This is a genomic window from Xanthomonas sp. WHRI 7065 (assembly GCF_040203115.2).
GTDB lineage: Bacteria > Pseudomonadota > Gammaproteobacteria > Xanthomonadales > Xanthomonadaceae > Xanthomonas > Xanthomonas arboricola.
This window is the reverse complement of record NZ_CP168194.1, coordinates 550079-574626: the sequence shown is the minus strand read 5'-3', so window position 1 is coordinate 574626 and position 24548 is coordinate 550079. Positions and strand designations below refer to the sequence as shown.

The 24548-nt window shown below is 65.5% G+C and carries 23 protein-coding genes and 2 pseudogenes; 17 read left to right on the top strand and 8 right to left on the bottom strand.

Annotated elements, in window-relative coordinates:
- Positions 1-27 precede the first annotated feature (27 nt).
- Positions 28-867 (top strand): outer membrane beta-barrel protein, encoded by an 840-nt coding sequence (locus ABQY64_RS02445; protein WP_349779785.1) that lies wholly within the window; start codon positions 28-30, stop codon positions 865-867.
- Between the two features lie 126 nt (positions 868-993).
- On the opposite strand, the gene ABQY64_RS02440 is transcribed toward ABQY64_RS02445, so the two are convergent.
- Positions 994-1323, bottom strand: a complete 330-nt coding sequence (locus ABQY64_RS02440) for a DnaJ family molecular chaperone (RefSeq protein ID WP_016901358.1) — start codon at positions 1321-1323, stop codon at positions 994-996.
- 207 nt (positions 1324-1530) lie between these two features.
- Between ABQY64_RS02440 and ABQY64_RS02435 the strand changes: the two genes are divergently transcribed.
- The 7 genes from ABQY64_RS02435 (at position 1531) to ABQY64_RS02405 (ending at position 9153) form a co-directional block, all read left to right on the top strand.
- Complete coding sequence (locus tag ABQY64_RS02435) at positions 1531-2457, top strand: phosphoribosylaminoimidazolesuccinocarboxamide synthase (RefSeq protein ID WP_046345459.1); 927 nt, start codon at positions 1531-1533, stop codon at positions 2455-2457.
- A 118-nt stretch (positions 2458-2575) separates the two neighbouring features.
- The gene (locus ABQY64_RS02430) at positions 2576-3268 is read left to right on the top strand and encodes a hypothetical protein (RefSeq protein WP_349779786.1); all 693 of its coding nucleotides are present in this window, start codon (positions 2576-2578) and stop codon (positions 3266-3268) included.
- A gap of 290 nt (positions 3269-3558) precedes the next feature.
- The gene (locus tag ABQY64_RS02425) at positions 3559-4065 is read left to right on the top strand and encodes a hypothetical protein (protein WP_104596187.1); all 507 of its coding nucleotides are present in this window, start codon (positions 3559-3561) and stop codon (positions 4063-4065) included.
- Between the two features lie 250 nt (positions 4066-4315).
- The gene (locus ABQY64_RS02420; protein ID WP_016901348.1) at positions 4316-4711 is read left to right on the top strand and encodes a hypothetical protein; all 396 of its coding nucleotides are present in this window, start codon (positions 4316-4318) and stop codon (positions 4709-4711) included.
- 109 nt (positions 4712-4820) lie between these two features.
- Positions 4821-6545, top strand: coding sequence for a peptidoglycan-binding protein (locus ABQY64_RS02415; protein ID WP_349779787.1), 1725 nt, complete (start codon positions 4821-4823; stop codon positions 6543-6545).
- A gap of 427 nt (positions 6546-6972) precedes the next feature.
- Positions 6973-8568: a M4 family metallopeptidase gene (locus ABQY64_RS02410; protein ID WP_349779788.1), complete on the top strand. Its 1596-nt coding sequence runs from the start codon at positions 6973-6975 to the stop codon at positions 8566-8568.
- A 99-nt stretch (positions 8569-8667) separates the two neighbouring features.
- Positions 8668-9153: a DUF962 domain-containing protein gene (locus ABQY64_RS02405; protein ID WP_104554502.1), complete on the top strand. Its 486-nt coding sequence runs from the start codon at positions 8668-8670 to the stop codon at positions 9151-9153.
- Positions 9154-9300: 147 nt separating this feature from the next.
- Here the strand turns inward: ABQY64_RS02405 and ABQY64_RS02400 are convergent, their stop codons facing one another.
- On the bottom strand, positions 9301-10203 hold the full coding sequence (locus ABQY64_RS02400; RefSeq protein WP_349779789.1) for an NAD-dependent epimerase/dehydratase family protein: 903 nt from the start codon (positions 10201-10203) through the stop codon (positions 9301-9303).
- A 167-nt stretch (positions 10204-10370) separates the two neighbouring features.
- Here ABQY64_RS02400 and ABQY64_RS02395 point away from each other — a divergent pair, with 167 nt between their 5' ends.
- From ABQY64_RS02395 to ABQY64_RS02370, 6 genes are read left to right on the top strand one after another with little or no spacing between them, the layout of a single operon-like run.
- A complete protein-coding gene (locus ABQY64_RS02395) occupies positions 10371-13199 on the top strand; it encodes a monovalent cation/H+ antiporter subunit A (RefSeq protein ID WP_039531378.1) in 2829 nt (942 codons plus the stop codon).
- Complete coding sequence (locus ABQY64_RS02390) at positions 13199-13573, top strand: Na+/H+ antiporter subunit C (protein WP_349779790.1); 375 nt, start codon at positions 13199-13201, stop codon at positions 13571-13573. Before ABQY64_RS02395 ends, ABQY64_RS02390 begins: the two co-directional genes overlap by 1 nt.
- Entirely contained in the window at positions 13570-15114 is a 1545-nt protein-coding gene (locus tag ABQY64_RS02385) for a monovalent cation/H+ antiporter subunit D (protein ID WP_102255521.1), read from the top strand. The genes ABQY64_RS02390 and ABQY64_RS02385 overlap by 4 nt, the downstream gene beginning before the upstream one ends.
- Positions 15111-15617 carry a Na+/H+ antiporter subunit E gene (locus tag ABQY64_RS02380; protein WP_016901331.1) on the top strand — a complete coding sequence of 169 codons (507 nt, stop codon included), beginning with the start codon at positions 15111-15113 and terminating at the stop codon, positions 15615-15617. Before ABQY64_RS02385 ends, ABQY64_RS02380 begins: the two co-directional genes overlap by 4 nt.
- Positions 15614-15898 carry a K+/H+ antiporter subunit F gene (locus ABQY64_RS02375; protein ID WP_016901330.1) on the top strand — a complete coding sequence of 95 codons (285 nt, stop codon included), beginning with the start codon at positions 15614-15616 and terminating at the stop codon, positions 15896-15898. The genes ABQY64_RS02380 and ABQY64_RS02375 overlap by 4 nt, the downstream gene beginning before the upstream one ends.
- Entirely contained in the window at positions 15895-16320 is a 426-nt protein-coding gene (locus tag ABQY64_RS02370) for a Na+/H+ antiporter subunit G (protein ID WP_016901328.1), read from the top strand. The genes ABQY64_RS02375 and ABQY64_RS02370 overlap by 4 nt, the downstream gene beginning before the upstream one ends.
- 155 nt (positions 16321-16475) lie before the next feature.
- Here the strand turns inward: ABQY64_RS02370 and ABQY64_RS02365 are convergent, their stop codons facing one another.
- Positions 16476-17093, bottom strand: a complete 618-nt coding sequence (locus tag ABQY64_RS02365) for a lectin (RefSeq protein WP_245105473.1) — start codon at positions 17091-17093, stop codon at positions 16476-16478.
- Between the two features lie 166 nt (positions 17094-17259).
- Here ABQY64_RS02365 and ABQY64_RS02360 point away from each other — a divergent pair.
- Together ABQY64_RS02360 and ABQY64_RS02355 are read left to right on the top strand one after the other, a co-directional pair.
- A pseudogene (locus ABQY64_RS02360) lies at positions 17260-17464 on the top strand (hypothetical protein); the annotation flags it as partial.
- A gap of 74 nt (positions 17465-17538) precedes the next feature.
- Positions 17539-17808: pseudogene (locus ABQY64_RS02355) on the top strand (hypothetical protein); the annotation flags it as partial.
- Positions 17809-17892: 84 nt separating this feature from the next.
- Here the strand turns inward: ABQY64_RS02355 and hmgA are convergent.
- Both hmgA and hppD read right to left on the bottom strand, forming a co-directional pair.
- On the bottom strand, positions 17893-19206 hold the full coding sequence (gene hmgA / locus ABQY64_RS02350) for a homogentisate 1,2-dioxygenase (RefSeq protein ID WP_349779792.1): 1314 nt from the start codon (positions 19204-19206) through the stop codon (positions 17893-17895).
- A gap of 367 nt (positions 19207-19573) precedes the next feature.
- Positions 19574-20689 (bottom strand): 4-hydroxyphenylpyruvate dioxygenase, encoded by a 1116-nt coding sequence (gene hppD / locus ABQY64_RS02345; RefSeq protein ID WP_349779793.1) that lies wholly within the window; start codon positions 20687-20689, stop codon positions 19574-19576.
- 122 nt (positions 20690-20811) lie between these two features.
- Here hppD and ABQY64_RS02340 point away from each other — a divergent pair, with 122 nt between their 5' ends.
- Positions 20812-21300: a MarR family winged helix-turn-helix transcriptional regulator gene (locus tag ABQY64_RS02340; protein WP_349779794.1), complete on the top strand. Its 489-nt coding sequence runs from the start codon at positions 20812-20814 to the stop codon at positions 21298-21300.
- A gap of 52 nt (positions 21301-21352) precedes the next feature.
- Here the strand turns inward: ABQY64_RS02340 and ABQY64_RS02335 are convergent, their stop codons facing one another.
- The 3 genes from ABQY64_RS02335 to ABQY64_RS02325 form a co-directional block, all read right to left on the bottom strand.
- Entirely contained in the window at positions 21353-21943 is a 591-nt protein-coding gene (locus tag ABQY64_RS02335; RefSeq protein ID WP_016901644.1) for a thioredoxin family protein, read from the bottom strand.
- A gap of 11 nt (positions 21944-21954) precedes the next feature.
- The gene (locus ABQY64_RS02330) at positions 21955-23472 is read right to left on the bottom strand and encodes a peptide MFS transporter (RefSeq protein ID WP_039517133.1); all 1518 of its coding nucleotides are present in this window, start codon (positions 23470-23472) and stop codon (positions 21955-21957) included.
- A gap of 155 nt (positions 23473-23627) precedes the next feature.
- A complete protein-coding gene (locus ABQY64_RS02325; protein ID WP_039531404.1) occupies positions 23628-24530 on the bottom strand; it encodes a tryptophan 2,3-dioxygenase in 903 nt (300 codons plus the stop codon).
- Between the last annotated feature and the right edge of the window lie 18 nt (positions 24531-24548).

Here is a 24548-nt window from a genome sequence, read left to right as displayed (position 1 = left end):
ACCGCGCCCTTTCGCCAAGGACACCGCATGAAGACCACCCCGCTCGCCTCCGCTGCGCTCGTTTTGATGGCCCTCGCCCCGTCCGCCTGGGCCCAGACCGGCCCGGCCGACTGGTCAGGTTTCTCGATTGGCGCCAATGTCGGCGGCGCCGACGTCAGTGGCGTTTCCGGCGGCCGCTTTGGCTTCGACACCAACCTGGACGGCCGCGACGGCGACCAGGTCAGCACCCCGACCGGCGCCGATGCCTTCTCGCCCGGGTTCTGCGGCGGCGCGGCGGCCGGGCGCACCCCGGCCAGCGGCTGCAGCAAGGACAAGGGTGGCGCCGAATACGGTGCGCGGCTGGGTTACGACTGGCAGGCCGGCAACTGGGTCTACGGCGTGGTCGCCGAGTACACCCGTAACGACCTGCGCGACAGCGTCAGCGCCTTCAGCACCACCCCGGCGTTCTACACCTTCACCCGCCAGCTCAACCGCACCGCCGCACTGCGCGGCCGGATCGGTTATGCCTTTGGCGCGCAGGGCGACTTTCTGGCCTATTTCACCGCCGGCGTGGCACGTGGCGAGTTCGACCACAGCTTCTCCAGCAGCAACACCGCCAACAGCTTCACCAGCAGCGGCGGCGACAGCGCCGACGGCTACCAGGCCGGCCTGGGCCTGCAGCGCCGTTTGAGCGACAACGCCTCGGTCGGTGTGGAATACCTGTTCACCCGCCTGCAGGACGAAGACACCCGCGTGCGGGTCGGCCCGGGCACCGCGCCGGCCACCAACCCGTTCCTGCGCGTCAACCCGGCCGGTACCGATCTGCGCCGCACCGATACCGACTTTTCGTCGAATGCGGTGCGCCTGACGGCGACCTATCGCTTCTGAGTGCTTGACGTCCAAGTGACCGCGCCTGACCTGTCACGGGTCGGGCGTTTTTATTGGTGGCGCCAATGCCCACTTGGGTGCGGGCCGCTGTCCCGCCTGGCACCAATACCGGAACGCGGGTGCTGATCAGCGTTTGCGCAGGCGCTGGATCCGATCGTAGGCCGCATTGATCTGGCTGGCCTTCTTCTCCGCCTGGCGGCGTGCTTCCGGCTCGGCGTTGGCCACCTTGTCGGGGTGGTAGCGCGACATCAGCCGGCGGTAGGCCAGGTCGATCTCGGCGGTGGTGGCGTCCGGCTCCAGTCCCAGCGCTTCGTACGGGTTGTCGGCGCGGCGCTTGAACCAGCCGGCATCCACCGCATGCCCGATCGCCAGGCCGATCATCAGCCCGAGTACCGGCGCGCCGCGGAACAGCAGGGCGCCGGCCAGTGCGCCGAGCAGTTTTCCGTACCAGGACATGGGCAATCGGGGGCGGGAAGGCGGGCTGGCGATCTTACCCGAACGCCCGCCCGGCCTGGCTGACGCGGCATGCACGCCGGCCGCCGGGGCGGCTCCAATAAATCCAGCGGCGCGCGCCGAAGCGCCGTACACTACGCGGCCCGCTGCCCACCCGCGGGCCCGCCGGGTCCCGGGGACAGCGTCATTGCGACGTCCTTAGGAGTGCCTGTGTCGACCACGCTGTTGCAATCCGATCTGCCCGGCCTGCCGTTGCGTCACCGTGGCAAGGTCCGCGATGTCTTCGACATTCCCCGCGAGCGCCTGCCCGCCGATGCGCCCCCGGGCGATTATCTGTTGATGGTGGCGACCGACCGCCTGTCCGCGTTCGACGTGGTGCTGCCCGACCCGATCCCCGGCAAGGGCGAGATGCTGTGCCAGGTCTCCAACTTCTGGTTCCACAAGACCGAACACCTGATGCCCAACCATCTGGTCGACATCACCGTGGAGCAGGTCTTGCCCGAAGGCGTGGACCCGGCGCTGTATGCCAAGCGCGCCGTGGTCACGCGCAAGCTCAAGCCGGTGCCGGTGGAAGCGATCGCACGCGGCTACCTGATCGGCAGCGGCTGGAAGGATTACCAGCGCACCGGCAAAATCAGCGGCATCGAACTCCCCGATGGCCTGCGCCAGGCCGAGAAACTGCCCGAGCCGATCTTTACCCCGTCGACCAAGGCCGCGGTCGGCGACCATGACGAAAACATCGACTTCGACGCGATGGTCATGACCGTCGGCGCCGAGCTTGCCGAACGCGTCCGCGATGCCACCTTGCGCATCTACCGTTTCGCCGCCGATTTTGCCGCCGAGCGCGGCATTCTGCTGGCCGACACCAAGTTCGAATTCGGCACCGATGCCGATGGCCGCCTGTACATCATGGACGAGATGCTGACCCCGGACTCGTCGCGTTACTGGCCGGCCGACCAGTACGAACTCGGCACCAGCCCGCCCAGCTACGACAAGCAGTTCGTGCGCGATTATCTGGAAACCCTGGACTGGGGCAAGACCGCACCCGGCCCCAGCCTGCCGGCAGAAGTGATCGAACGCACGCGCGCAAAATATGCCGAAGCATTGCAGCGGTTGGCGGGTATTTCGGTCGATTGATCTCCAAGGCCCCGCTCCCGGGGCTGTGATGCCGTACTAAAGCAGCAATGGCGGGCAGCGCTCTTTATTGAGCGCTGAAGGACGCACCTGACGCGGTCTGTTGCCCAAGGAAGTCGCAATGGCACTCTCTTATTGTTCGTTCCGCAGATTGCCGGCGTTACGCAACGCACTGCTGCCCGGGCTGCTTGCAGTAAGCGCGTGCAGCGCCGGCGAATCAGCAGCTCCTGTCGCGCCGCCAGTCACATCGACGGCATCGGCATCGGCATCGGCGTCTGCAGCAACGCGCGCACCTGCTTCTGCTGGCGCTGCCGTCAATGACCGGCTCGCGACGTTGTTACAGGCAAGCGGCGTGCAGTGTGCCGATGCGAATATGGCAAAAGGCTGCACGGCCGGAAATGTCGATGCCGGCGATTTCTACGACGTCGAGCTCTCGCCTGCATGTGGCGATACGGGCTTGTTTGCCGGCGTGGCGCAGGCAAACGGGGTGGATGCACTTGATGCGGTGCCGACCACTGGCAGTCGTACGGTCGCCAGAGCCAGGCTGGCGCAGGGCCAGCTCGTCTGCATTCAAGCGATCGGCCGCGCCGGACAGAATCCTCTGTATTACTACGTCATTGCGATTCCTGCAGACAGCGTCGCCCACTGCAAGAACAACCCGGCATGCGGGACATATGGCGACAGGCCGATCCAACGCTCGAAGACCACCACTGGCGAGAGCTGCCATGCCGCCGCACCGGGCCAGTATGTCGGCGACTGCGCACAGGGGTGGGTGGGCGCGGATGCACTCGATGTATTTTCAAACGGGATATAGTCAGCCACGCCATACCGGATAAATCCCCGGCCAAACCATAATCAAATCATCATGATCTTTGCGCAGGCTTGATCGAGATAACCTGCGCTTTGCTGACAGCAATCAACGGCGGTGGACTCACCCGAGGACCGCGGCCACCGTCAGGCTGCTTGTACTGCGAAGGTATTGCCTGCCGCATGCCGGCCAGTTTGCGCAACCCACGACTCCGCGAGCCTTCACACATTGGCAAGCAGCGTGCGTATACCATCCCGCCCGCGTTCCAGTTGCCCCGCAATGATCAGGAGGATCCCTTGGCCCTTTTTCGAACGTCCCTGCACGCTTTCGCACTGAGCCTGGCGCTGGTCGCCTGCAAGCCGCAAGCAGAGCCCGCCGGCGCAGCGACGCCTGCTGCCAATGCAGCACCTGCAGCCTCGGCACCCGCCACTGCTCCAGCAACGCCTGCGCAGGCGACAACCTGCCCCAGCGCCGACTTCTCTACGTTTCTGAAAAGCTTCAGTGCAGACATTGCAGTACAGGAAAAGGCCACCGCCGATCCGCTGACGATGATCCAGCTCGACCCGGACGCACAGCCCGAGCCCGCCCCGGTCACCCGCACGGTTCCGCTGGCCAAGGTCGAATGGCCTGTCATTCCCAACCTGGAGGCAGCCCGCAACGGCGGCCGCGAGGTCACGATTTCCGAAGAGGCCGATGGCCGCCAGGTACTGGTCCGCACACCGGACACCGGTGATCAGCAGGTCTACCACTTCGCCCAGCGCCCTTGCTGGATGCTGGTCAAGGTGGACGACCAGTCTTTGTAAACGTCGGTGGGCGCTGGAAGCAGGTTCTGCCTGCTTGGCTATCCTCACCTACAACTCAAACCGTCAAAGAGGCGACCTGATGCGACGCTTCATCTCCGTCCTACCTGCGCTTGGCCTGAGCCTGGTGCTTGCCGCATGCGGTGACAAGCCAGGGCCCGCAGCTGCCCCCACCACCAGCGCGCCCAGTACGCCACCTGCCACTACCCCATCCCCGGCTTCGACAGAAGCAGATACACAAGGACGGAACGACATGATCAAGGAATGCTCCGGCGTGCGCCTGCACCTGAGCGCGTTGCCATCCGAGAGCGGCGGCTCCACCAAAACTCACCTGGAAATGGAGCGTGATGGCCAACGCCAGGAAGTGGCAGCACCTCCAGAGATGGCGGACTACACCGCAGTGGGCCTGGGTTGCGCGGAAGACGCAAAAGGAAGCACGTATTTCGTCGTCCAGTACGGTGAGCTTCCTTACGGCTGCGAATTTTGCGAATGGTTCTTTCTGTATGACATCAAGGGTCAGTTGCTGAATCACGCGACACCACCGCTGCATACACAGGACGGCCAGCAGAGCCCGAATAACGATGAGTACGAACACAAGCTCGAAGAGCTGGGACTGAAGCACCCGGAACTGGTGCCTTTCCAGCCCTGAGCAAAGGATGCCCGTGCACCGATGGCGGTGCACGGCCAACGCAGTACGCAGTACATGGAGCAGCACCCGTTACAAGGAAGAATCTGTCTCATAGAAAGGAACGCACGATATGACCGACACCACGATTTATACCGAAATGCTTCAACCACGCGGCGCTGCATACAGCAGTGACCGGATCAAAGCCTGGAGCCATTACCGCGAGCCCATCGACAGCGGAGATGGCCGATTGCATGGCGAATCGCGTCGCTGGGGCGATGCCAGTCCACAAACCCAATCACGGGTAATCGATAGTCTTATCGATGCCTCGCGGGATGCCGGGCTTTCATCGCGCGAGACCGCTTACGTCCTTGCCATCGCCCGAGTTGAATCAGGCTTCAATCCTGATGCTGCTGCGGGCACAACGTCTGCCTCGGGCCTGGGTCAGTTCATCGACCGCACCGGCGCGCATTACGGCGTCAACGCGTCCAACCGCTTCGACGTGCATACGCAGTCGCAGGCCTTGGTGCAACATTTCATCGATAACCGCGACCTTGCGCGCAGCCGCGGTGAGGGCGAGGACTACATCTACAAATATCACCACGATGGTCCCAGCAAGGATTATGGCGGCCTTGCTCTGTCGCGGCGCGAGATTGCCCCTCATCTGGACAACTACACCCAGTTTGTCGAACAGCGTCTCGCCCAGACGCAGGGCAATGCCGTGGACCGGCCGGCACCAGCGGTGCACCCGGCCGAGCCCAGCCATGGTGCTCGCAGCAATTTCCAGCAAACGATGGAACGCATGCTGCCCGGTCAAGGCAGTGCCGATCCGCATATCACCGGTCATTATGGCGAACACCGCGGCAGCCACGGGCCGCACGGCGGTACCGACTTCAACTACCAGGGTGGCCAGACAGGCCGCAACATGCAGCACCCGACGGTGCATTCGCCGGTCGCCGGAACCGTCACCTTCGCGGGCGGCAATTACGGCACCGTCAAGATTCGCGATGCACAGGGCAACTCGCACGAGATCCTGCACCTGGACGCACTCAAGGTGAAGGAAGGCCAGACGCTGTCCGCCGGCGATGCCATCGGCACGATGGGTGGACGCGGCCCGAGCGGTAACAACCAGTACGCGCAGCATGTGCATTACCAGCTGCGCGATGCCAACGGCAAGCTGACCAGTCCGGAGACATTCTGGAATCAGGGCCACCAGCAGGAGTCCGGCACGCGCCATTCCCAGCCGGCGGCAGCGGCTGGCAACGGCACGCTGCGGCATGGCGAGCAAGGTGGCGATGTCGGCAAGCTGCAGCAGGACCTCAACCGTCTCGGCGTGCGCGATGCGCAGGGCAACCGGCTTACCGAGGATGGCCGCTTTGGCGACAACACGCGTGAGGCGGTGATTGCGTTCCAGAAGCAGCACGGGCTGCAGCCCGATGGCGTGGTGGGGCGCAACACGCAGGCCGCGTTGTCCGCACAACCGGCCCAGGCGCAGGCAGCGCAGACGCCGGTTGCTGCGCCCAAGGGTCCGTCGCTCGACGATGCCTCGCATCCGGACCATGCCTTGCACAACGCGATCCGCAGCAAGCTGCCTAGCATGATCTCCAACGAGACCGCGGCCCACGTCACCCTGCAGGCCAAGCAGAACGGTATCGATTCCGCAGACAAGCTGCAGAACGTCACCGTGCAGGATGGCAAGGCATTTGTCATGGGCACCACGCCGGGCTTCCGTGCGGCGGTGGATCTGAACCAGCCAGCTCCCACGCTGGAGCAGACCAGTGCGCAATTGCTGGCTGGTCAGGCTTCGCAGCAGCGGGCGCAGGATGAGCAGCAGCGGGCCGCGATCGGCGGCCGCTGACGGTTCAACGCCGCAACAAGAAAAACCGGCCAGATGTCTGGCCGGTTTTTTTGTGCCTGTCTAGTTTCGACAGTAGCGCCGAGAGCGTCGCTGCGGCCGCGCCTGACTGCACACGCCTGCGCGGATTGCCTGTCGCTGCCAGCGGATTGTGCGTCGCTGGAGGTTGGTGCACCTTCCAGATTGCGACAAAACGACATGCCTGCCGCGCTGGCGATGTTGCACACGCAGCGACACTCCTGCTGCTCTGCGATGCCCTCCACACCGCAAAGTGGCGCGGCGCACAGAACGCAACACAGCTGTAACTTTTACTACTGTGCCGTCATGGACTGTGCAAGTTTATCTGCCGGCACCTGTTGCCAGTCGCGATCGGCCGCGATGCGTATCGCCGCCGATCTTTGCATTGCACGTTTTCGGGGAGAGAGTCGTCATGCAAGTTCATGTCCTGGGCGCGGCGATCTGCTGCGCGCTATCGTTGTCTGCTGTCGCCACTGCTGCGGATCTTTCCGCAGATGCTGCGGTGTCGCGCGCGCAATCCTTGTTGGGCAATCACGCTGCGGCGCTGGCCAATCGTGCAACGGCCGATGCGTTTGTCGCGCGCGACAGCATTGTCGATGCCGACGGCAGCGAGCATGTGCGCTTTGATCGCACGTATCAGGGCCTGCCGGTGATCGGCGGCGATGTAGTGGTGCATTCGCGGCGCGGAGTGATGCGTCAGTTGAGCCAGAGCATGGACACCAGCGTGCGGCCAAGCATCGTGCCAGGCATCGATGCGGACACGGCAATACGCGCGGCCGGTACGCAGTTCGATCTGGCACCCGATGCCGCGCCGCACGCAAGTCTGGCCTTGTATGCGCGCCAGGGCGCACCGCGGCTGGTTTATGAAGTGATCTATAGCGGCATCAAGCCGGATCAGACGCCGACCGAAATGCATTACATCGTCGATGCAGTCAATCAACGCATTCTCGAATCCTGGGACACGGTGCACACCGCCTGCGCAGGTGGCACCAGTGCGGCCGGCACCGGGCGTTCGCTGTATGCAGGCAACGTGGCACTGGCGACGACACGTTGCAGCAGCGGTTACGAGTTGACCGATCTGAGCCGCGGCAGCGGCGCCACCTACAACATGCGCAACAGCACCTCCGGCAACGGCACGCTGGTCACCGATGCCGACAACGCCTGGGGCAGCGGCGCCAACAGCGATACGGTGACCGCAGCGGTGGATGCGCATTACGGCGTGGCGTTGACCTGGGATTATTTCCGCACTACCCATGCGCGCAGCGGCATCGCCAACGACGGTGTCGGTGCGCGCAGCCGCGTGCATTACGGTAGTCGCTACAACAACGCGTTCTGGCAGGACAGCTGCTTCTGCATGACCTTCGGCGATGGCGACGGCAGCACGTTCACGCCGCTGGTGTCGGTGGATGTGGCCGGCCACGAGATGACCCATGGCGTGACCAGCCGCACCGCGCGCCTGGTGTATTCGGGCGAGTCGGGCGGCCTGAACGAAGCCACGTCCGACATCATGGGCGCGATGGTGGAGTACTCTGCCAACAACAGCGCGCAGCCGGGCAATTACCTGATCGGCGAGAAGATCATCCCGGGCAACAGCAGCGGGACGCTGGCCTTGCGCTACATGTTCAAGCCCAGCCTGGATGGCGATTCGCCCGATTGCTACAGCAGCAGCCTGGGCTCGCTCAACGTGCATTACAGCTCGGGCGTGGCCAACCATTTCTACTATCTGCTGGCCGAAGGCGCGGTGGTACCGAGCGGCTTCGGGTCGGGAACCAGCTGGAACGTGACGCCGGCCGGGCTGGTCTGCAACGGCAATACGGTATTGACGGCGATCGGCCGGGCGGCGGCCAGCCGCATCTGGTACCGCGCGTTGACCGTCTACATGACCTCCTCGACCAACTACGCGGCCGCACGCAGGGCCACGTTGAGCGCGGCCACCGATCTGTACGGCAGCAGCTCCACGCAGTACCGCGCGGTTGCCGCGGCGTGGAGCGCCGTGTCGGTCAACTGATGCACGCCGGCCCCTGCCACGCGCCTTGTGCGTGGCAGGGAGCACGGCTGCCACAGTGCCATCCGCGCGCGTATGCTTGGGTCATTCCTGGGAGGGAACATGACCGAACGCACCAAGACCGCGCGACCGATCGACCGCTATTTCGCCAGCTACGCCGACGATCACCGCAACACCACCAATCAGCAGATCCACGTGCTGGCGGTGCCGGCGATCCTGTGGTCGGTAGTGGCCCTGCTGTGGTGCATCCCGGTCGGCGGCACCTGGTTCAGCAGCGGCGTGTGGGCGGCGTTGTCGATGTTCGCGGCCTGGTCGTACTACAACCGCCTATCGCGTCCGCTTGGGTTGGGCATGCTGGGGATCTTCTTTTTCTTCGGCTGCCTGTGCCGGTTGCTCGAAGGCAGACTCGGACTCACCGGGCTGTTCACCACGGCGCTGACGGTGTTCGTGCTGGCCTGGGTCGCGCAGTTCGTCGGCCACCGGATCGAAGGCCGCAAGCCGAGCTTTCTGACCGACCTGACCTATCTGCTGATCGGGCCGATCTGGGTACTGGCCAAGCTCTATCGTCAGTTGGGTTGGCGGTACTGAGCGCGAGTGACTGCAAGAACGCAGCCGTCGTTGGCTTGATCATGATTTGAAAGCGGCGTCGCGCTGCGGTGGCTACGCTCAGGCGGATCGCACTTCAGGCAGTCTGCGCGCCATCCAGGCCTGGCAGCACGCACGCCCAGACGAGCCTCACTCGCCGATGCCGAGTTCTTCGGGCAGGGGACGAAAGGCACGCGGCGCATAACCGAAGTCGCGACGCGCCGGTTCCAGGTCAAACACCAGGTCATCGCGCATGCGCTGCAATGCGGCCGCATTGATGCCACGCAGGCGCCCCAGCCGCTGCGCAGCGGTCAGGGCTAGGCCGAACAGGCCGGGCGGCACCTGATACAGCCGCGCCGGTCGCGGCAGCGCTGCCAGCACGCGCTCCACCATCTGCGTGTAGGCCAGCACTTCGCCGCCGCCGACGGCATAGCTGCGCTGCTGCGTCACCGGCTGGGTGACCACCGCCAGCGCCGCGCTGGCCAGATCGTCCACATGCACCGGCTGGCGCAGCCCGGTCGCGTTGGCCGGCAGCACGAAGGCGCCGGTGCGCTGCGCCAGCCCGGCGATCTGGGTGAGCGTGCGGTCGCGCCCGGCACCATAGACCAGCGTCGGGCGCAGCACCGTCGCCGCGGCGCCACGCGCCTGGGCTGCGGAAAACAGCGCCTGTTCGGCATTTGCCAGACGCTGCGCGACATCGCGCTCTGCCGCGTCGATCGAGTGTTCCTTGACCTCCAGGCTGGTGGAACCGAACGCCACGATGCGCGGCGCCCGCACCGGATTTTCGGCATACCAGCGCGCGAAATGGTCCAGCGGACCGCAGCTGAAGATCACCTCGAATGCCTCGCCCGCGGCAGCCGGCATGGCCAGATCGCCCTGCCGCCAGATCAGCCCGGCGCGCGCGGCACGTGGCTGGCGCGACCAGGCCGTCACCTGCCAGCCGCGGCCGAGCAGCCGTGTCAGCAGGCGTTCGCCGATCTGACCGCTGCCGCCGAACACCAGGGCGCGCGGCGCAGAAACGGCAGTGGACGGAGCGGGATCGGCAGCGGTCACAGGGCTCGGATGCAGTCTGGGTGGATCCCAGCATAGCGAGTGACAGGCAGCGGCGCGACGCCGATCCGGCGGCGATTTGCGCAGGCGCGCAGCTACGGCGTTGACGCTGGCGTCAGTCAACGGTTTGTTAAGCTCTCTGGCCTGCTCGCGAATCTTGTGTTCCCTGCATGCCTTTCTCGCTGGAAATCCTGCTTGCGCTGCCATTTGTGATGGCGGCCGCCACTGCGCTGCTCTGGCGCACCTCCCGTTCGATCACTGCGTGGTTGGCTGCGGCCGCGCCGTTGGGCGGGCTGGTCATCCTGGCGACGCTCACACCGGCCGTGTTGCGCGGTGAGGTGATCGGCAGCCAGTACGCATGGTTGCCGCAGATCGGCCTGATGTTCTCGTTGCGGCTCGATGGCCTGGCGTGGATGTTCGCGTTACTGGTGCTGGGTATCGGTGCGCTGGTGGTGATGTATGCGCATTACTACCTGAGTGCACGCGACAGCGCATCGCGCTTCTTCGCCTATCTCATGCTGTTCATGGGCGCGATGCTCGGCATGGTGCTGTCGGGCAACCTGCTGTTGCTGATGGTGTTCTGGGAACTCACCAGCATCAGTTCGTTCCTGTTGATCGGCTTCTGGTCGCACCGCAAGGACGCGCGCGAAGGCGCGCGCATGGCCTTCGTGCTGACGGCCGGTGGCGGCCTGGCCCTGCTCGGCGGCATCCTGATGATCGGCCGCATCGTCGGCAGTTTCCAGCTGGATGCGGTGCTGGCGGCCGGCGATCTGATTCGCGCCAGTCCGCTGTATCCCTATGCATTGGGGCTGGTGCTGCTGGGCATCTTCACCAAGAGTGCGCAGTTCCCGTTCCACTTCTGGCTGCCGCACGCGATGGCGGCGCCGACGCCGGTGTCGGCGTACCTGCATTCGGCCACGATGGTGAAGGCCGGCGTGTTCCTGCTGGCGCGCCTGCATCCTGCCCTGGCCGGCACCGACCTGTTCTTCTACACGGTCACCAGCATCGGTGCGATCACGCTGTTGCTCGGCGCATGGCACGCGATCTTCCAGCACGATCTCAAGGGCGTGCTGGCGTACTCGACCATCTCGCATCTGGGCCTGATCACCATGCTGTTCGGCCTGTCCACGCCGATGGCGGTGGTGGCCGGCGTGTTCCACATCCTCAACCACGCGGTGTTCAAGGCATCGTTGTTCATGGCCGCCGGCATCATCGACCACGAGACCGGCACGCGCGACATGCGCAAGCTGGGCAACCTGCGCCGCCTGATGCCGGTCACCAGCGTGCTGGCGATCACCGCCTCGCTGGCGATGGCCGGCGTTCCGCTGCTCAACGGCTTTTTGTCCAAGGAAATGTTCTTTGCCGTGGCGCTGGAAACCGATGCGCCGCAGACGATGCGGGTATTGGCCAGCATCGCCGCGCTGCTGGCCGGCCTGCTCGGCGTGGCCTACAGCCTGCGCTTCGTGCACGACACCTTCTTTGGCGAAGGCCCGCGCGATCTGGACACCACCCCGCACGAGCCGCCGCGCTGGATGCGGATTCCGGTGGATGTGCTGGTGCTGATCTGCGTGGCCGTGGGCATCGTGCCGGCCTGGACCATCGCGCCGGTGCTGCGCGCCGGTGCCAGCGCCATCCTGGGCGAGCGCCTGCCCGACTACAGCCTGGCGCTGTGGCATGGCTGGAACTGGCCGCTGGCGATGAGCATCGCCGGCATGGTGGGCGGCACCCTGTTGTACATGGCGCTGCGCCGCACGCTGGACATGTACGCGATCCAGAACCGCTCGCCCGGCAAGGCGCTGTTCAACTGGAACCTGCGCGCGCTGTTCGCCGGTACCGTGCGCATGACCGATGCGGTCACCAACGGCAACCTGCAACGCATGCTGATGCTGCTGGTGCTGAGCGCTGTCGTGGTGGCGCTGGTGCCGTTCCTGCAGGGCGGCGCATTGCCGGCCTGGCCGGCGCCCACCCCGCTGCCGCTGCTGGGCTGGACGATCTGGCTGCTGATGATCGCCTGCGCCCTGGGCAGCCTGTTCCTGTACAAGCAGCGCCTGCTCGCGGTGCTGGTGCTGGGTGGCACCGGCCTGGCGGTCAGCATGACCTTCGTGTTCCTGTCGGCACCGGATCTTGCGTTGACCCAGTTGCTGGTGGAGATGGTCACGCTGGTGCTGATGCTGCTAGCGATGAATTACCTGCCCGAGCGCTCGCTGCCCGAGCCCGCGCGCCTGCGCAAGCTCCGCGATGCCGGCATCGCCGTCGTCGGTGGTGCCGGGCTTGCCGCATTGGCCTATACCTTGATGACCCAGCCCAGCCACACGGTTGCCGGCGAGCTGCTGCAGCGTGCGCTGCCGGAAGCCTACGGGCGCAACGTGGTCAACGTGATCCTGGTGGATTTCCGCGGCTTCGATACCTTCGGCGAGATCACCGTGTTCGCGATCGCCGGGCTGGTGGTGCACGCGCTGCTGCGGCGCTCGCGGATGGCGCCGGAGCGCAGCATGCCCGGGCCGCCGATCAAGTTGCCGGTGCCGGCCGATCTGGCGCAGATCATGTTCCCGCTGACGCTGACGGTGTCCTTGTTCCTGTTCCTGCGCGGCCATAACGCGCCCGGTGGCGGCTTCATCGCCGGGCTGGTGCTGGCGGTGCCGTTGCTGATGCAGTACGTGATCCAGGGCACCGCGTCGGTGGAATCGCGCTTCGGCTTCGACTACATCCGCCTGATCGGCATCGGCCTGCTGTGCGCGCTGGTCAGCGGTGCCGGTGCGCTGGTGTTCGGCATGCCGTTCCTGAGCAGCGGGCATCTGGAGATTCCGTTGCCGCTGCTGGGCGATCTGGAACTGGCCAGCGCGCTGGGCTTCGATGTCGGCGTGTATCTGGTGGTGTTCGGTGCGGCGATGCTGATGCTGTCGATGATGGGCACGATCAAACCCTCGCGCACGCGCAGCTCGCAGCGCGGCGAGATCGATCCCACCCAACGTTCGACACGCACCGCGGAGCAGCATTGATGGAACTGGCAGTGGCAAGCGCGATCGGCGTCCTCACCGCATTGGCGATCTACCTGTTGCTGCGCGCACGCAGCTTCGACGTGATCCTGGGGATGACCTTCCTGTCGTACGCGACCAACCTGCTGATCTTCGCCGGTGGGCGGCTGCGCAGCGGCCAGGCGCCGGTGCTGCGCGAGGGCGTATCCGCCGACCTGATGCACTACACCGACCCGTTGCCGCAGGCGCTGGTGCTGACCGCGATCGTGATCGCCTTCGCGATGACTGCGGTGAGCCTGGTGCTGGCGATCCGCAGCCGCAGCGACAACGGCAGCGATCACGTGGATGCGCATGAAGACGCCACCACCGGCGTGGATACGCGCGAGGCCCGGCGATGAACCATCTGCTGATCCTGCCGATCCTGATCCCGATGCTGGGCGCGTCGGCGTCGCTGTTCGTCGAACACCGACGCTATGGGCCGCGCGTGCAGCGCACGGTGGCATGGGCAAGCATGGCCTTGCTGGCCGCATCGGTCATCGCCTTGTTCGTGCGCGCCGCCGAAGGCCAGGTGCTGGTGTACCTGCTCGGCGACTGGCCGGCGCGCATCGGCATCGTGCTGATGGGCGACCGCCTCTCGGCGTGGATGCTGTTGACCACCCTGATCCTGGGCGCGGCCTGCCTGCTGCATGCCTGCGCCGGCTGGGACCGGCGCGCGCCGCATTTCCATGCGCTGTTCCAGTTCCAGTTGATGGGCTTGAACGGTGCGTTCCTGACCGGCGACATCTTCAACTTGTTCGTGTTCTTCGAAGTGATGCTGATCGCCTCCTACGGCCTGCTGCTCAGCGGCGGGCGCGGGCTGCAGATGCGTGTGGGCCTGCATTACGTGGTGTTCAACGTGTGCGCGTCGACCCTGTTCCTGATCGCGCTGGGCCTGCTGTTCGGCGTGTTCGGCACCTTGAACATGGCCGAGCTGTCGCAACGCATCGCCGCGTTGCCGGCGCAGGACCTGCCGCTGGCCAAGGCCAGCCTGGGCCTGTTGCTGCTGGTGTTCTGCAGCAAGGCCGCGTTGCTGCCGCTGTACCTGTGGCTGCCGGAGACCTATTCGCGCGCGCCGGCGGCGGTGGCGGCGTTGTTTGCGATCATGACCAAGGTCGGGCTGTACGCGACGCTGCGGGTGTCGGCGCTGTGGTTCGGCGCCGGTGCCGGCGCGCTGCAGGGCTTCGGCCGCCACGCATTGCTGTGGCTGGGCATCGCCACGCTGCTGATGGCCGCGTTCGGGGTGATGGCCGCATCGCGGCTACGGGTGATGGTGTCGTATCTGGTGGTGTTCTCGGCGGCGACGTTGTTCATTGCCTTCTCGCTGGACGATGCCGGCGCGTTGGGTGCGGGCCTGTACTACCTGCCGCATAGCAGCTTCGTGGCCGCGGCGTTGTTCATGGTGTCGGACCTGATCCGGCGTCGCCGCGGTAGCGCCAGCGACCGCAAGGAAGTGGTCGCGCCGCTGCCGCGGCGCGGGATCCCCGGCGCGATGTTCATGGTCGCCGCGGTCGCGGTCGCCGGGCTGCCGCCGTTGTCCGGCTTCCTGGCCAAGGCCGCGTTGCTGCAGCACGTGCCCGAGGGCCTGGTCGGGCCGGTGTGGTTCGCCATCCTGGGCAGCAGCCTGCTGGTGGTGATCGGCCTGACGCGTGCCGGCGTGCGCCTGTTCTGGCGCGTGCCCGAAGCGGTGCAGGATGTCCCTGAGCTGCAGCCGCAACGGCGTGCGCGCATGCGCCCGGTGGAGACCGCCGCGACGCTGCTGTTGCTGAGCGGGCTGGTGGCGATGACGGCCGGTGCCGGCCCGTTAATGCGCTACACAGACGCGGCCGGCGTGCAGCTGCGCGATCCCGGCGCCTACGTCGAGCAGGTCCGCGCCACCACGCCGCAACGGAGGCAGCCATGAGCACGCGTATGCCGCTGCGCAGCCGGCTGCTGCCCTCGCCGTCGCTGAGCGTGACGGTCTTCATTTTCTGGCTGTTGCTCAGCGACAGCTTCGGGCCGCAGCAATGGGTGCTGGGCTTGTTGCTGGGCTGGGTGGTGCCGATCTTTGCGGCGCGCCTGGACCGCGAGTTCGCCCGCATCGGCTCGCTGCGTTCGGTGCCGCGTATGTTGCTGGTGGCCGCCGGCGACATCGTGCGCTCCAACATCAAGGTCGCCGGCCAGGTGCTCGGCCCGGAGTCGCGCATCCACCCCGGTTTCATCTGGGTGCCGCTGGATATTGCCAACATCCACGGCATCGCCGCGCTGACCAGCATGATCACGCTCACTCCCGGCACGGTGTCGGCAGCGCTCTCGGACGACCGCAAGTATCTGCTGGTGCACGTGCTGCACCTGGACGATCCGGACGCCTTGATCGCCGAGATCAAGACCCGCTACGAGAAGCCCCTGATGGAGATCTTTCCATGACCGGCCACATGTTCATCGAATCGACCATCGTCATCTGCATGCACGCGGTGGGCCTGGCCATGCTGATGGCGCTGTGGCGCCTGCTGCGCGGCCCGAGCGTGCCCGATCGCATCCTGGCGCTGGATACCCTGTCCATCACCGCCATCGCCGAGCTGATGCTGCTGGGCATGTACCTGGATTCGCCGATCTACTTCGAGGCCGCGCTGGTGATCGCCATGCTGGGCTTCGGCAGCACCGTGGTGCTGAGCAAGTTCGTGTTGCGTCGGGACATCGTCGAATGATCGCACTGACCGAATATCTGCTCAGCGCGCTGTTGCTGGTCGGCACCTTCTTCATCCTGATCGGCGCGTTCGGCCTGGTGAAGCTGTCGGACTTTTTCAAGCGCCTGCATGCGCCGACCAAGGCCAGCACACTGGGGGTGGGCTGCGTGCTGCTGGCATCGGTCGGCTATCACCTGTTCCTGGGTGTGGACCCGCAACCGCGCGAATTGCTGATCACCGTGTTCCTGTTCATCACCGCACCGATCAGTGCCCATCTGATGGCCAAGGCCGCGCTGTCGCTGATGATGGAAAACCGCCCGGAAGTGCCCAACCACGGCGAGATGAAGAAGGAAGGCCTGCCCACGCCGCAGACGCAAGGCGATGTGGGCGAAAACGCGGAAACCGCCGAGCAGCACGCCGAGCAGGACAAGGATTCGCACTGAGTTTTGCAGCTGCTTCGAGACCCGCTGCCCGGATGGTCTCGACATGTTGTTCTACGCGCATGCTGTTCTACACCACGCACGCTGCCAAGCGGATATGAGCGCGCAAGCTGCGCTGCCGGATGCCGCCGATGCAGCGCAGCGCCAGCCGTGACAGCTCAGCCGCAGCCTTCCACATAATCCACTTGCGGCGGCTGCCCGACCCGCCAGCTGCTGACCTTGCCGTCGGCATCGGTCTCGAACACCAACGCGGACCGGGTGGCCGCATCGGCCATGCGCAGGGTGAACGCGCCGGGGACGTATTTGTGCGGCTGTTCGGTCAGACCTGCCGGATACAGCGCGCGCAGCTGCGCCAGCGTCATGCCGACCTTGCCGCCGCCCGGGGCGAGCTCCTTGGGTTCGTTGGTTTGATAACGCACAAGGCGATCGCCTTCGAACATGAAACCGAAGCGGCGTGCATCCTCGGCCCACTGCGGCCGTAGCAGATAGCAGCCGCCGTCGGTCGCCGGTTCGCCGCGCAGGTCGCCGCCCCAGGCAGCGCGCGCCTGCGCTGCATCCATGCCCAGGCGCAGATCGCCGTACCCATCCAGGCGCGCGAGCGCAGCCGGCTGCTGGCGCAGTTGCGGCGGAAACGTGCCGGCCGGCGCAGTAGCTGGCGGAACATCGCCGGCTGGCTGATCGTTGGCGGCTGCCACCGGTGCTGGTGCCGCATCGGCCGCGGCCGTGGTGGCGTCCTCGGCACGGTTGCAGCCGGTCAGCAACAGCAATGCGCCCATCAAACCGAGCAATCTGGTGGTCATGCATGCATTCCTTACGGGTCCGCCACAGCCTACACAGCCCACATCGCCGACGATGTGCAGAACGCGCTGGCGTTGCCTCGTGCCGATGTCATCGGCGCTTCATTGGCGGCGGGCAAGCTGGCCGCCTCGCAGGACCGCCGCCATGACCCCACGCAAGACCGAGCTCGCCCTCACCGCGCTGCAATCGCACCGCAGTCCACTCACCTTGCTGCAGCGACGCGCGCTGATCCTGGCCGACGGCCAGCGCGATCTGGCAACGCTGGCCGTGCTGCTGGGCGGGGACGGCGCCGCATTGGTGCATGCGCTCTGCGCGATGGGTTATCTGGAGTCCGGTACGCAGGCAGGGAGTGCGACACGCACTGACACGGCGTCTGCCTCCTCGCCGGCAGGCGTGCCCGGCACCCACGTGCCGCAGCCAGCGGCACCACCGAGCGAAGAAGACTTGCAGCGCCAGCGCCGTCGCGCGGCCACCAACGCGCGGCTATACCTGCTCGATATCCTGCAGCTGCAACGTGACCCGGTGGCCGCCGCGCTGCATCGGCAACTGCAGGCCGCACGCGCCGAGGACGCCATCGGCGCCGCCATTGCCGACGCGCTGCGCGCCTTGCCGCAGATCACCTCGGCAAGCTACGCCGAGCGCGTACGTGCCCGGATCGGCGAGCTGCTGCCGGATGCGCTGCAGGCTGCTTGAGCGGACAACTGGAACCCTCGATCCGACACCTGCGACCCCTGGCTGCCGTAGTGCCTGATCAGCACGTTCGCCCAACTGGCTGAGTTACTGCGCACCCTCTGAGCCGGGCGCCTGAAACGCCGCGCGCAATCCGGACCAGCACTGCTGGTAGTCGCCCTGCCGGTGCGCGGCCTGCAAGGCCTGCTGGGTGGGACGCAGCACCGCACGCGTTTCGAACATGAAGGCCATGGTGTCGGCGATCACATCCGGGCGCGTCAGGTCCGCATGCGAGGCCTTGTCGAAGGTCGCCGCATCCGGGCCATGCCCGCTCATGCAGTTGTGCAGCGAGGCACCACCCGGCGCGAAGCCGTCGGCCTTGGCATCGTAGACGCCGTGCACCAACCCCATGAACTCGCTGGCCACATTGCGATGGAACCACGGCGGGCGGAAGGTATGCTGCGCCACCAGCCAGCGCGGCGGGAAGATCGCAAAATCCATGTTCGCCGTGCCATGCGTGTCGCTGGGCGAGGTCAGCACGGTGAAGATGCTCGGATCCGGATGATCGAAGCTGATCGAGCCGATGGTGTTGAAGCGGCGCAGATCGTAGCGATACGGCGCGTAGTTGCCATGCCAGGCCACCACGTCCAGCGGCGAGTGGCCGATGTCCGCACGCCACAGATGGCCCTGGAATTTGGCCACCAGCTCGAACGCACCTTCGCGCTGTTCGTAGGCCGCATGCGGCGTTTCGAAGTCGCGCGCATTGGCCAGCCCGTTGGAGCCGATCGGCCCCAGGTCGGGCAGCCGCAGCACTGCGCCGAAGTTTTCGCAGACATAGCCGCGCGCCTCGCCATCGGGCAGCTCGACGCGGAAACGCACACCGCGCGGTATCACCCCGATCTGCTGCGGCTCCAGCTCCAGCACACCGAGCTCGCTGTGGATGCGCAGGCGGCCCAGTTGCGGCACCAGCAACAGCTCGCCATCGGCATCGTAAAAGAAGCGATCGTGCATCGATGCGTTGGCCGCATACAGATGCACGGCGACACCGGACATCGCCTCCGGCCCGCCGTTGCCGGCCATGGTGTACAGACCGTCGACGAAATCGGTTGGCGTGGACGGCAGCGGCAATGGGCTCCAGCGCAGTTGATCCGGCGGCACCGGGCCGCGCCCGAAATCGTTGTGGAGCTGCGACTGTTCGACCAGGGAGAAACTGCCATGCACGGCCGCCGGGCGGATGCGGTACAGCCAGCTGCGCCGGTTCTCGCTGCGTGGCGCGGTGAACGCGGTGCCGGACAACTGTTCGGCATACAACCCGTGCGCCACACGCTGCGGCGAGTTCTGCCCCATCGGCAAGGTACCGGCCACCGCCTCGGTCGCAAACGCGTTGCCGAAACCGGTCATGTAGTGCTGGTTGTTATGCATGGCATGCGTCCGGATCTTGGCCCTCCCTTCCCGGATGCAGAAGGTTGGGATTGAATTGAATCAGGCCGCTTTCCTACCGTAGAAGAGCTAAGCCTGGCGGATTAAGCCCCTCTCCCGCGGGAAGAGGGGCTTTAACGACGTGCGCCTTCGTTGCTTTGTGTTGTCGGAAAAACACCTTGCCTGAGCGTGCTTGATTGCGACCACTTGCCGCTCGCTTCGTTGGATCCGTACCGGAACTACATCCGACGTTACGGGCAGCCAAGCTGGGCACCACAACACTTTGCACCACTCAAACCCGCACCGACACAGTTAACCGCACCAACCACAAATCCCGAATCCCGAACAGCGAATCCCCAATCCCCCGCCCTCAAAGCACCCCACGCTTCATCTGGTCGCGCTCAATGCTCTCGAACAGCGCCTGGAAATTGCCTTCGCCGAAACCCTCGTTGCCCTTGCGCTGGATGATCTCGAAGAAGATCGGGCCGATGCAGTTCTGGGTAAAGATCTGCAGCAGCTTGCGCTGCTTGGTGTCCACGTCGGCATCGATGAGGATCTTGTTGCGGCGCAGGCGTTCGACATCCTCGCCGTGGTCGGGGATGCGCAGGTCCACCACGTCGAAATAGGTGTCGGGCGTATCCAGGAATGTCACGCCGGCCTCGCGCATCTTTTCCACCGAGCTGTAGATGTCGTCGGTGAAGCAGGCGATGTGCTGGATGCCTTCGCCGTGGTAGGCGTCCAGATACTCGTTGATCTGGCTCTTGGGGTCGGAGGATTCGTTGAGCGGAATGCGCACGATGCCGTCCGGGGCGGTCATCGCCTTGGACACCAGGCCGGTCTTGGCGCCCTTGATGTCGAAATAGCGGATCTCGCGGAAGTTGAACAGGCGCTCGTAATAGTCCGACCAACGCTGCATGTTGCCGAAGTACAGGTTGTGGGTCAGGTGGTCGATGAAGGTCAACCCGAAGCCGGCCGGGTGCTGGTCGGCGCCTTCGATCGGCTCGTAGTCGGCGTCGTAGATGCTGCCCACCTCGCCGTAGCGGTCGACCAGATACAGCATGCAGTCGCCGATGCCCTTGACCACCGGGGCCGGCACGGCGCGGGTGTCGGCCTTGTCCTGCACCGCTTCGCCGCCGTTGCCCAGCACGGTCTGCAGCACCGTCTCGGCCGGGGTGCGGAAGCGGATCGCAAAGCCGCAGGCGCTCGGGCCGTGCGCGGCGGCGAAATCGGCGGCGAACGAATCGGGCTCTTCGTTGAGCAGGAAGTTGACCCCGCCCTGGCGATAGACGGTAATGGCACGGCTGCGGTGACGCAGCACCGCGCTGAAGCCCATCTTGCGGAAGTAGTCGTGTAACTGCGCTGCCTGCTCGGCGGGCGCGGCGAATTCGACGAATTCGAACCCGTCGATCCCCATCGGATTGTCGAAGGTGGTGACCTGCATGCCCAGGTTCGGGCGGGTTGCGGTACTGCTCGGTTGTGCGCTCATCGTCGTTTCTCCACGCTAGGCCGTCCGCAGGGCTATGCGGGGTGGCAGAAGACCCGCGAGAATGCGCAGGCCACCCACCGTTTGTAGTTGCAAATGAAACCAAAATCAAGACACAGTGCAACATGAGCGATCTCGACGCCCCCGCCCCGCCGCCGCATCCTGTGCTGCTCAACCTCGAGCAGTTCCTGCCGTATCGCCTGAGCGTGCTGTCCAACCGCATCAGCAGCAATATCGCCAAGGTCTACGGCGATCGTTACGGCATGGCCATTCCCGAGTGGCGGGTGATCACCATCCTGGCGCTGTATCCGGGTTCCTCGGCCAGCGAGGTCTCCGACCGCACCGCGATGGATAAAGTTGCAGTCAGCCGCGCCGTGGCGCGCCTGCTGGAGCGCGGCTTCATCCGCCGCGAAACCCACGGCGACGACCGCCGCCGCTCGATGCTGGCACTGTCGCCGGCCGGCCGCCAGGTCTACGAGACCGTCGCCCCGCTGGTCAACGAGATGGAACAGCGGCTGATGTCGGTGTTCAGTGCCGAGGAGCAGCAGATCCTGGAAAAGCTGATCGACCGGCTGGCCAAGGACGGGCTGCCGCGCATGGCCGGCAAGGACTGATAAAAAAAACCCCCGCAGTGCGGGGGTTTTTGCATGCCACGGCAACGACGGATCAGGCCTGCGGCGGCGCCCACTGCTTGAGGAAGTCGAACAGCTTCCGGCGGTCGAAGCCCTCGCCCTTGCGCAGATCCGGGCCGGTCTGGGTGGTCAGCAGCTTGCCGTCGTTGTCCAGCACCAGCAGCGACGGATAGTCGTTGAGCTGGGCGAACTGCGACAGGAACGCGGCATTCTCGTTGGCCGCATCGCGATTGACCTTGACCACCACGAAGTGCGCATCGCGGAAGCTGCGCAGCTCTGCATCGCCGCCCATCAGTTCGTCCAGCGCCTTGCATGGCTCGCAGGCCGCATTGCCGACATTGAGCACGATGCGCTTGCCGCCGCGCTTGGCCTCCACCTTGGCGGTCTCCAGATCGGCGGCCGGATCGCGCGAGGGGTCGTACTGCGCATTGAGCGCCGCCGCCGCGGCGATGTCCGCCGCGGTGGGCGTATTGCCCGAGGACACCGGCTGGCTGGGATCGGCGCTGGGCGGCTTCTGCATCGAGGTATCCAGCGGCCGTGGCGCCTCCTGTTGCTCGGTGGGCTGCCCGCAGGCGCTCAACAGACCTGCCAGCAGCAGGCCACAGACAGTGGGTTTGATCGGCATTGCTGTTCTCCTCACTTCACACCATGCATCAGTTTGTTGATCAACGGCGCGATCAGGAACAACACCGCGCCAGCGCCCAAGAGCGCCCAAAATCCGAAGGTATACCCGCTCAGGGCCGAGGACACGCTCATCCCTTCGCTTCCGCTGACATGCCCGGCGAAAATGCCCGACAGGTTGTTGCCGATGCCGGTGGACAAAAACCAGCCGCCCATTCCGAAACCAACCAGGCGCACCGGTGCCAGCTTGGTCACCATCGACAGGCCGATCGGCGACAGACACAGCTCGCCCACCGACTGGATCACGTACACCATGAACAAGGTCCAGAACGGTACCTTGCCAGCATCGTTGACCAGGCTCGACAGTGCAAACATCAGCAGCAGGAACGCCAGGCCGTTGAACAGCAGGCCCAGGCCGAACTTGCGCGGAATCGACGGGTTGAAGCGGCCGGCCTTGACCCAGATCCAGGCGATGATCGGCGCCAGCGTGATGATGGCAATCGAGTTCACCGACTGGAACCAGGCCGTGGGGAAGGTCCAGTCGCCGAAACCGCGGTCGACGATGTTGTCGGCCAGGAAGGTGAACGAGCTGCCGGCCTGTTCGAAGAACATCCAGAACAGCACGTTGAAGGCGAAGATGATCAGCATTGCGATCACCTTGTCGCGCTGCACCTTGCCTTCGCGGATGCCTTCGACCAGCAGCATCACCGACAGGCCGACGAACAGCACCGTCAGCACGATCTGCAGCACGTCCGCACCGACAGCGAGCAGGAAGTACACCACCGGGATCGCCAGCACGCAGCCGACCAGTACCATCAGCACGCGGCCGATGCCTTGCGCGTTCGGCGCCGGTGCACCGATGCCCTTGAGCTGCGCGCGGCCGATCCAGAACCACACCAGGCTGATCAGCATGCCCGCGCCGGAGGCCATGAACACCATCTTGTAGGACGGCATGGCCTGGGTGCCGAACACCTTTTCGGCCAGCAGCTGGGTCAGCACCGGCGAGATCATCGCGCCGAGGTTGATGCCCATGTAGAAGATGGTGAAGCCGCTGTCGCGGCGCGGATCGGCCACCGAATACAGCTTGCCGACCATGGTGGAAATGTTTGGTTTGAACAGTCCGTTGCCCACCACCACGGTGGCCAGGCCGATCTCGAACATGGTGTGGTCGGGAATGGCGATCAGGAACAGGCCGGTGGCCATCACGGCCGCACCGACCAGGATCGAGCGTTGGTAGCCGAGCACGCGGTCGGCCACGTAGCCGCCGAAGATCGCTGCCGCATACACCAGCGCCAGATAGGCGCCATAGGTGCGTCCGGCCGGCGCCTGGCCGGTGGCATCGCCGTTGAAGAACTGCGCCACGATGTACAGCACCAGCGCCCAACGAATGCCGTAGAACGCGAAGCGTTCCCAGAATTCGGTCATGAACAGCATCCACAGCGGCCGGGGATGACCGAGCAACGTGGGGAACTCGGGCGGTGCCGGCGGCGGCGGAGTGGCGGCGGAAGTCGGCGCGGTAGCGTCAACGCTCATGGAATGTCCCTTGCGTATTCAGTAATGGCTGGGTGCCCGGAGCGTACCCCGGGAGACGCGCGAGGATCACTTAGACGTCATGTACGCGTCAAATTCGCAGGACTCGCCAGCCTGATGGCGGCCGCTCTGCAGGGATGACGCCCGTAGCGACCCGCTCAGCCCTTTTCAGGGTCGCCGCGGCCACCACCCACCGGCTCACGACCTTCCACGCCCACCGAGGTGCGCACGTCGAACAGCTCCGGGAAGAACGTCAGCGCCAGCGCCTGCTGCAGAAAGCCCACGCCGCTGGACCCACCGGTGCCGCGCTTGAAGCCGATCACCCGCATCACCGTGCGCATATGGCGGAAGCGCCAGAGCTGGAACTGGGTTTCCACATCCACCAGGTCCTCGCACAGCGAATACTCGCGCCAGTAGCGGTCGGTGTTTTCGTAGATGCGCTCGAACACCGGGCGCAGGCTGTCGTCGGCCACATGCGCGCAGGTCCAGTCGCGGGCCTGGTATTGCGGCGGAATCGCATGCCCGAAGCGCGCCAGGTAGCGCAGGAACTCCTCGTACAGGCTGGGCGCTTCCAGCACCTCGCGCAGCCGCGCCTGCCCCTGTGGGTCGTACGCGAACACCTGCAGCATCTGCGGGTTCTTGTTGCCGAGCAGGAACTCGATATAGCGGTATTGCAGCGACTGGAAGCCGGACGAGGGGCCCAGCACATCGCGGAATCCCATGTATTCGCTTGGGGTGAGCGTCTCCAGCACGGACCACTGTTCGGTGAGCTGGCGCAGTACCTGCTTGCTGCGCGCCAGCACCTTGCGGCACTGCCAGACCTGGTCGTTCTGCAGGTGCACCATCGCCGCGCGCAGCTCGTGCGCCAGCAGCTTCAGCCACAGCTCGGAGGTCTGGTGCTGGATGATGAACAACATCTCGTCATGGTGCGCCGGCTCGGACAGGGGCTGCTGCGCCGACAGCAACTGGTCCAGCCGCAGATAGCCGCCGTAGGTCAGCCGCCCCTCCAGATCGGTGTGGATGCCGGGTTCCAGGTCACGCAGGTTCTTGTCGACGGGCATGGCAGTGCAGGTGGATCG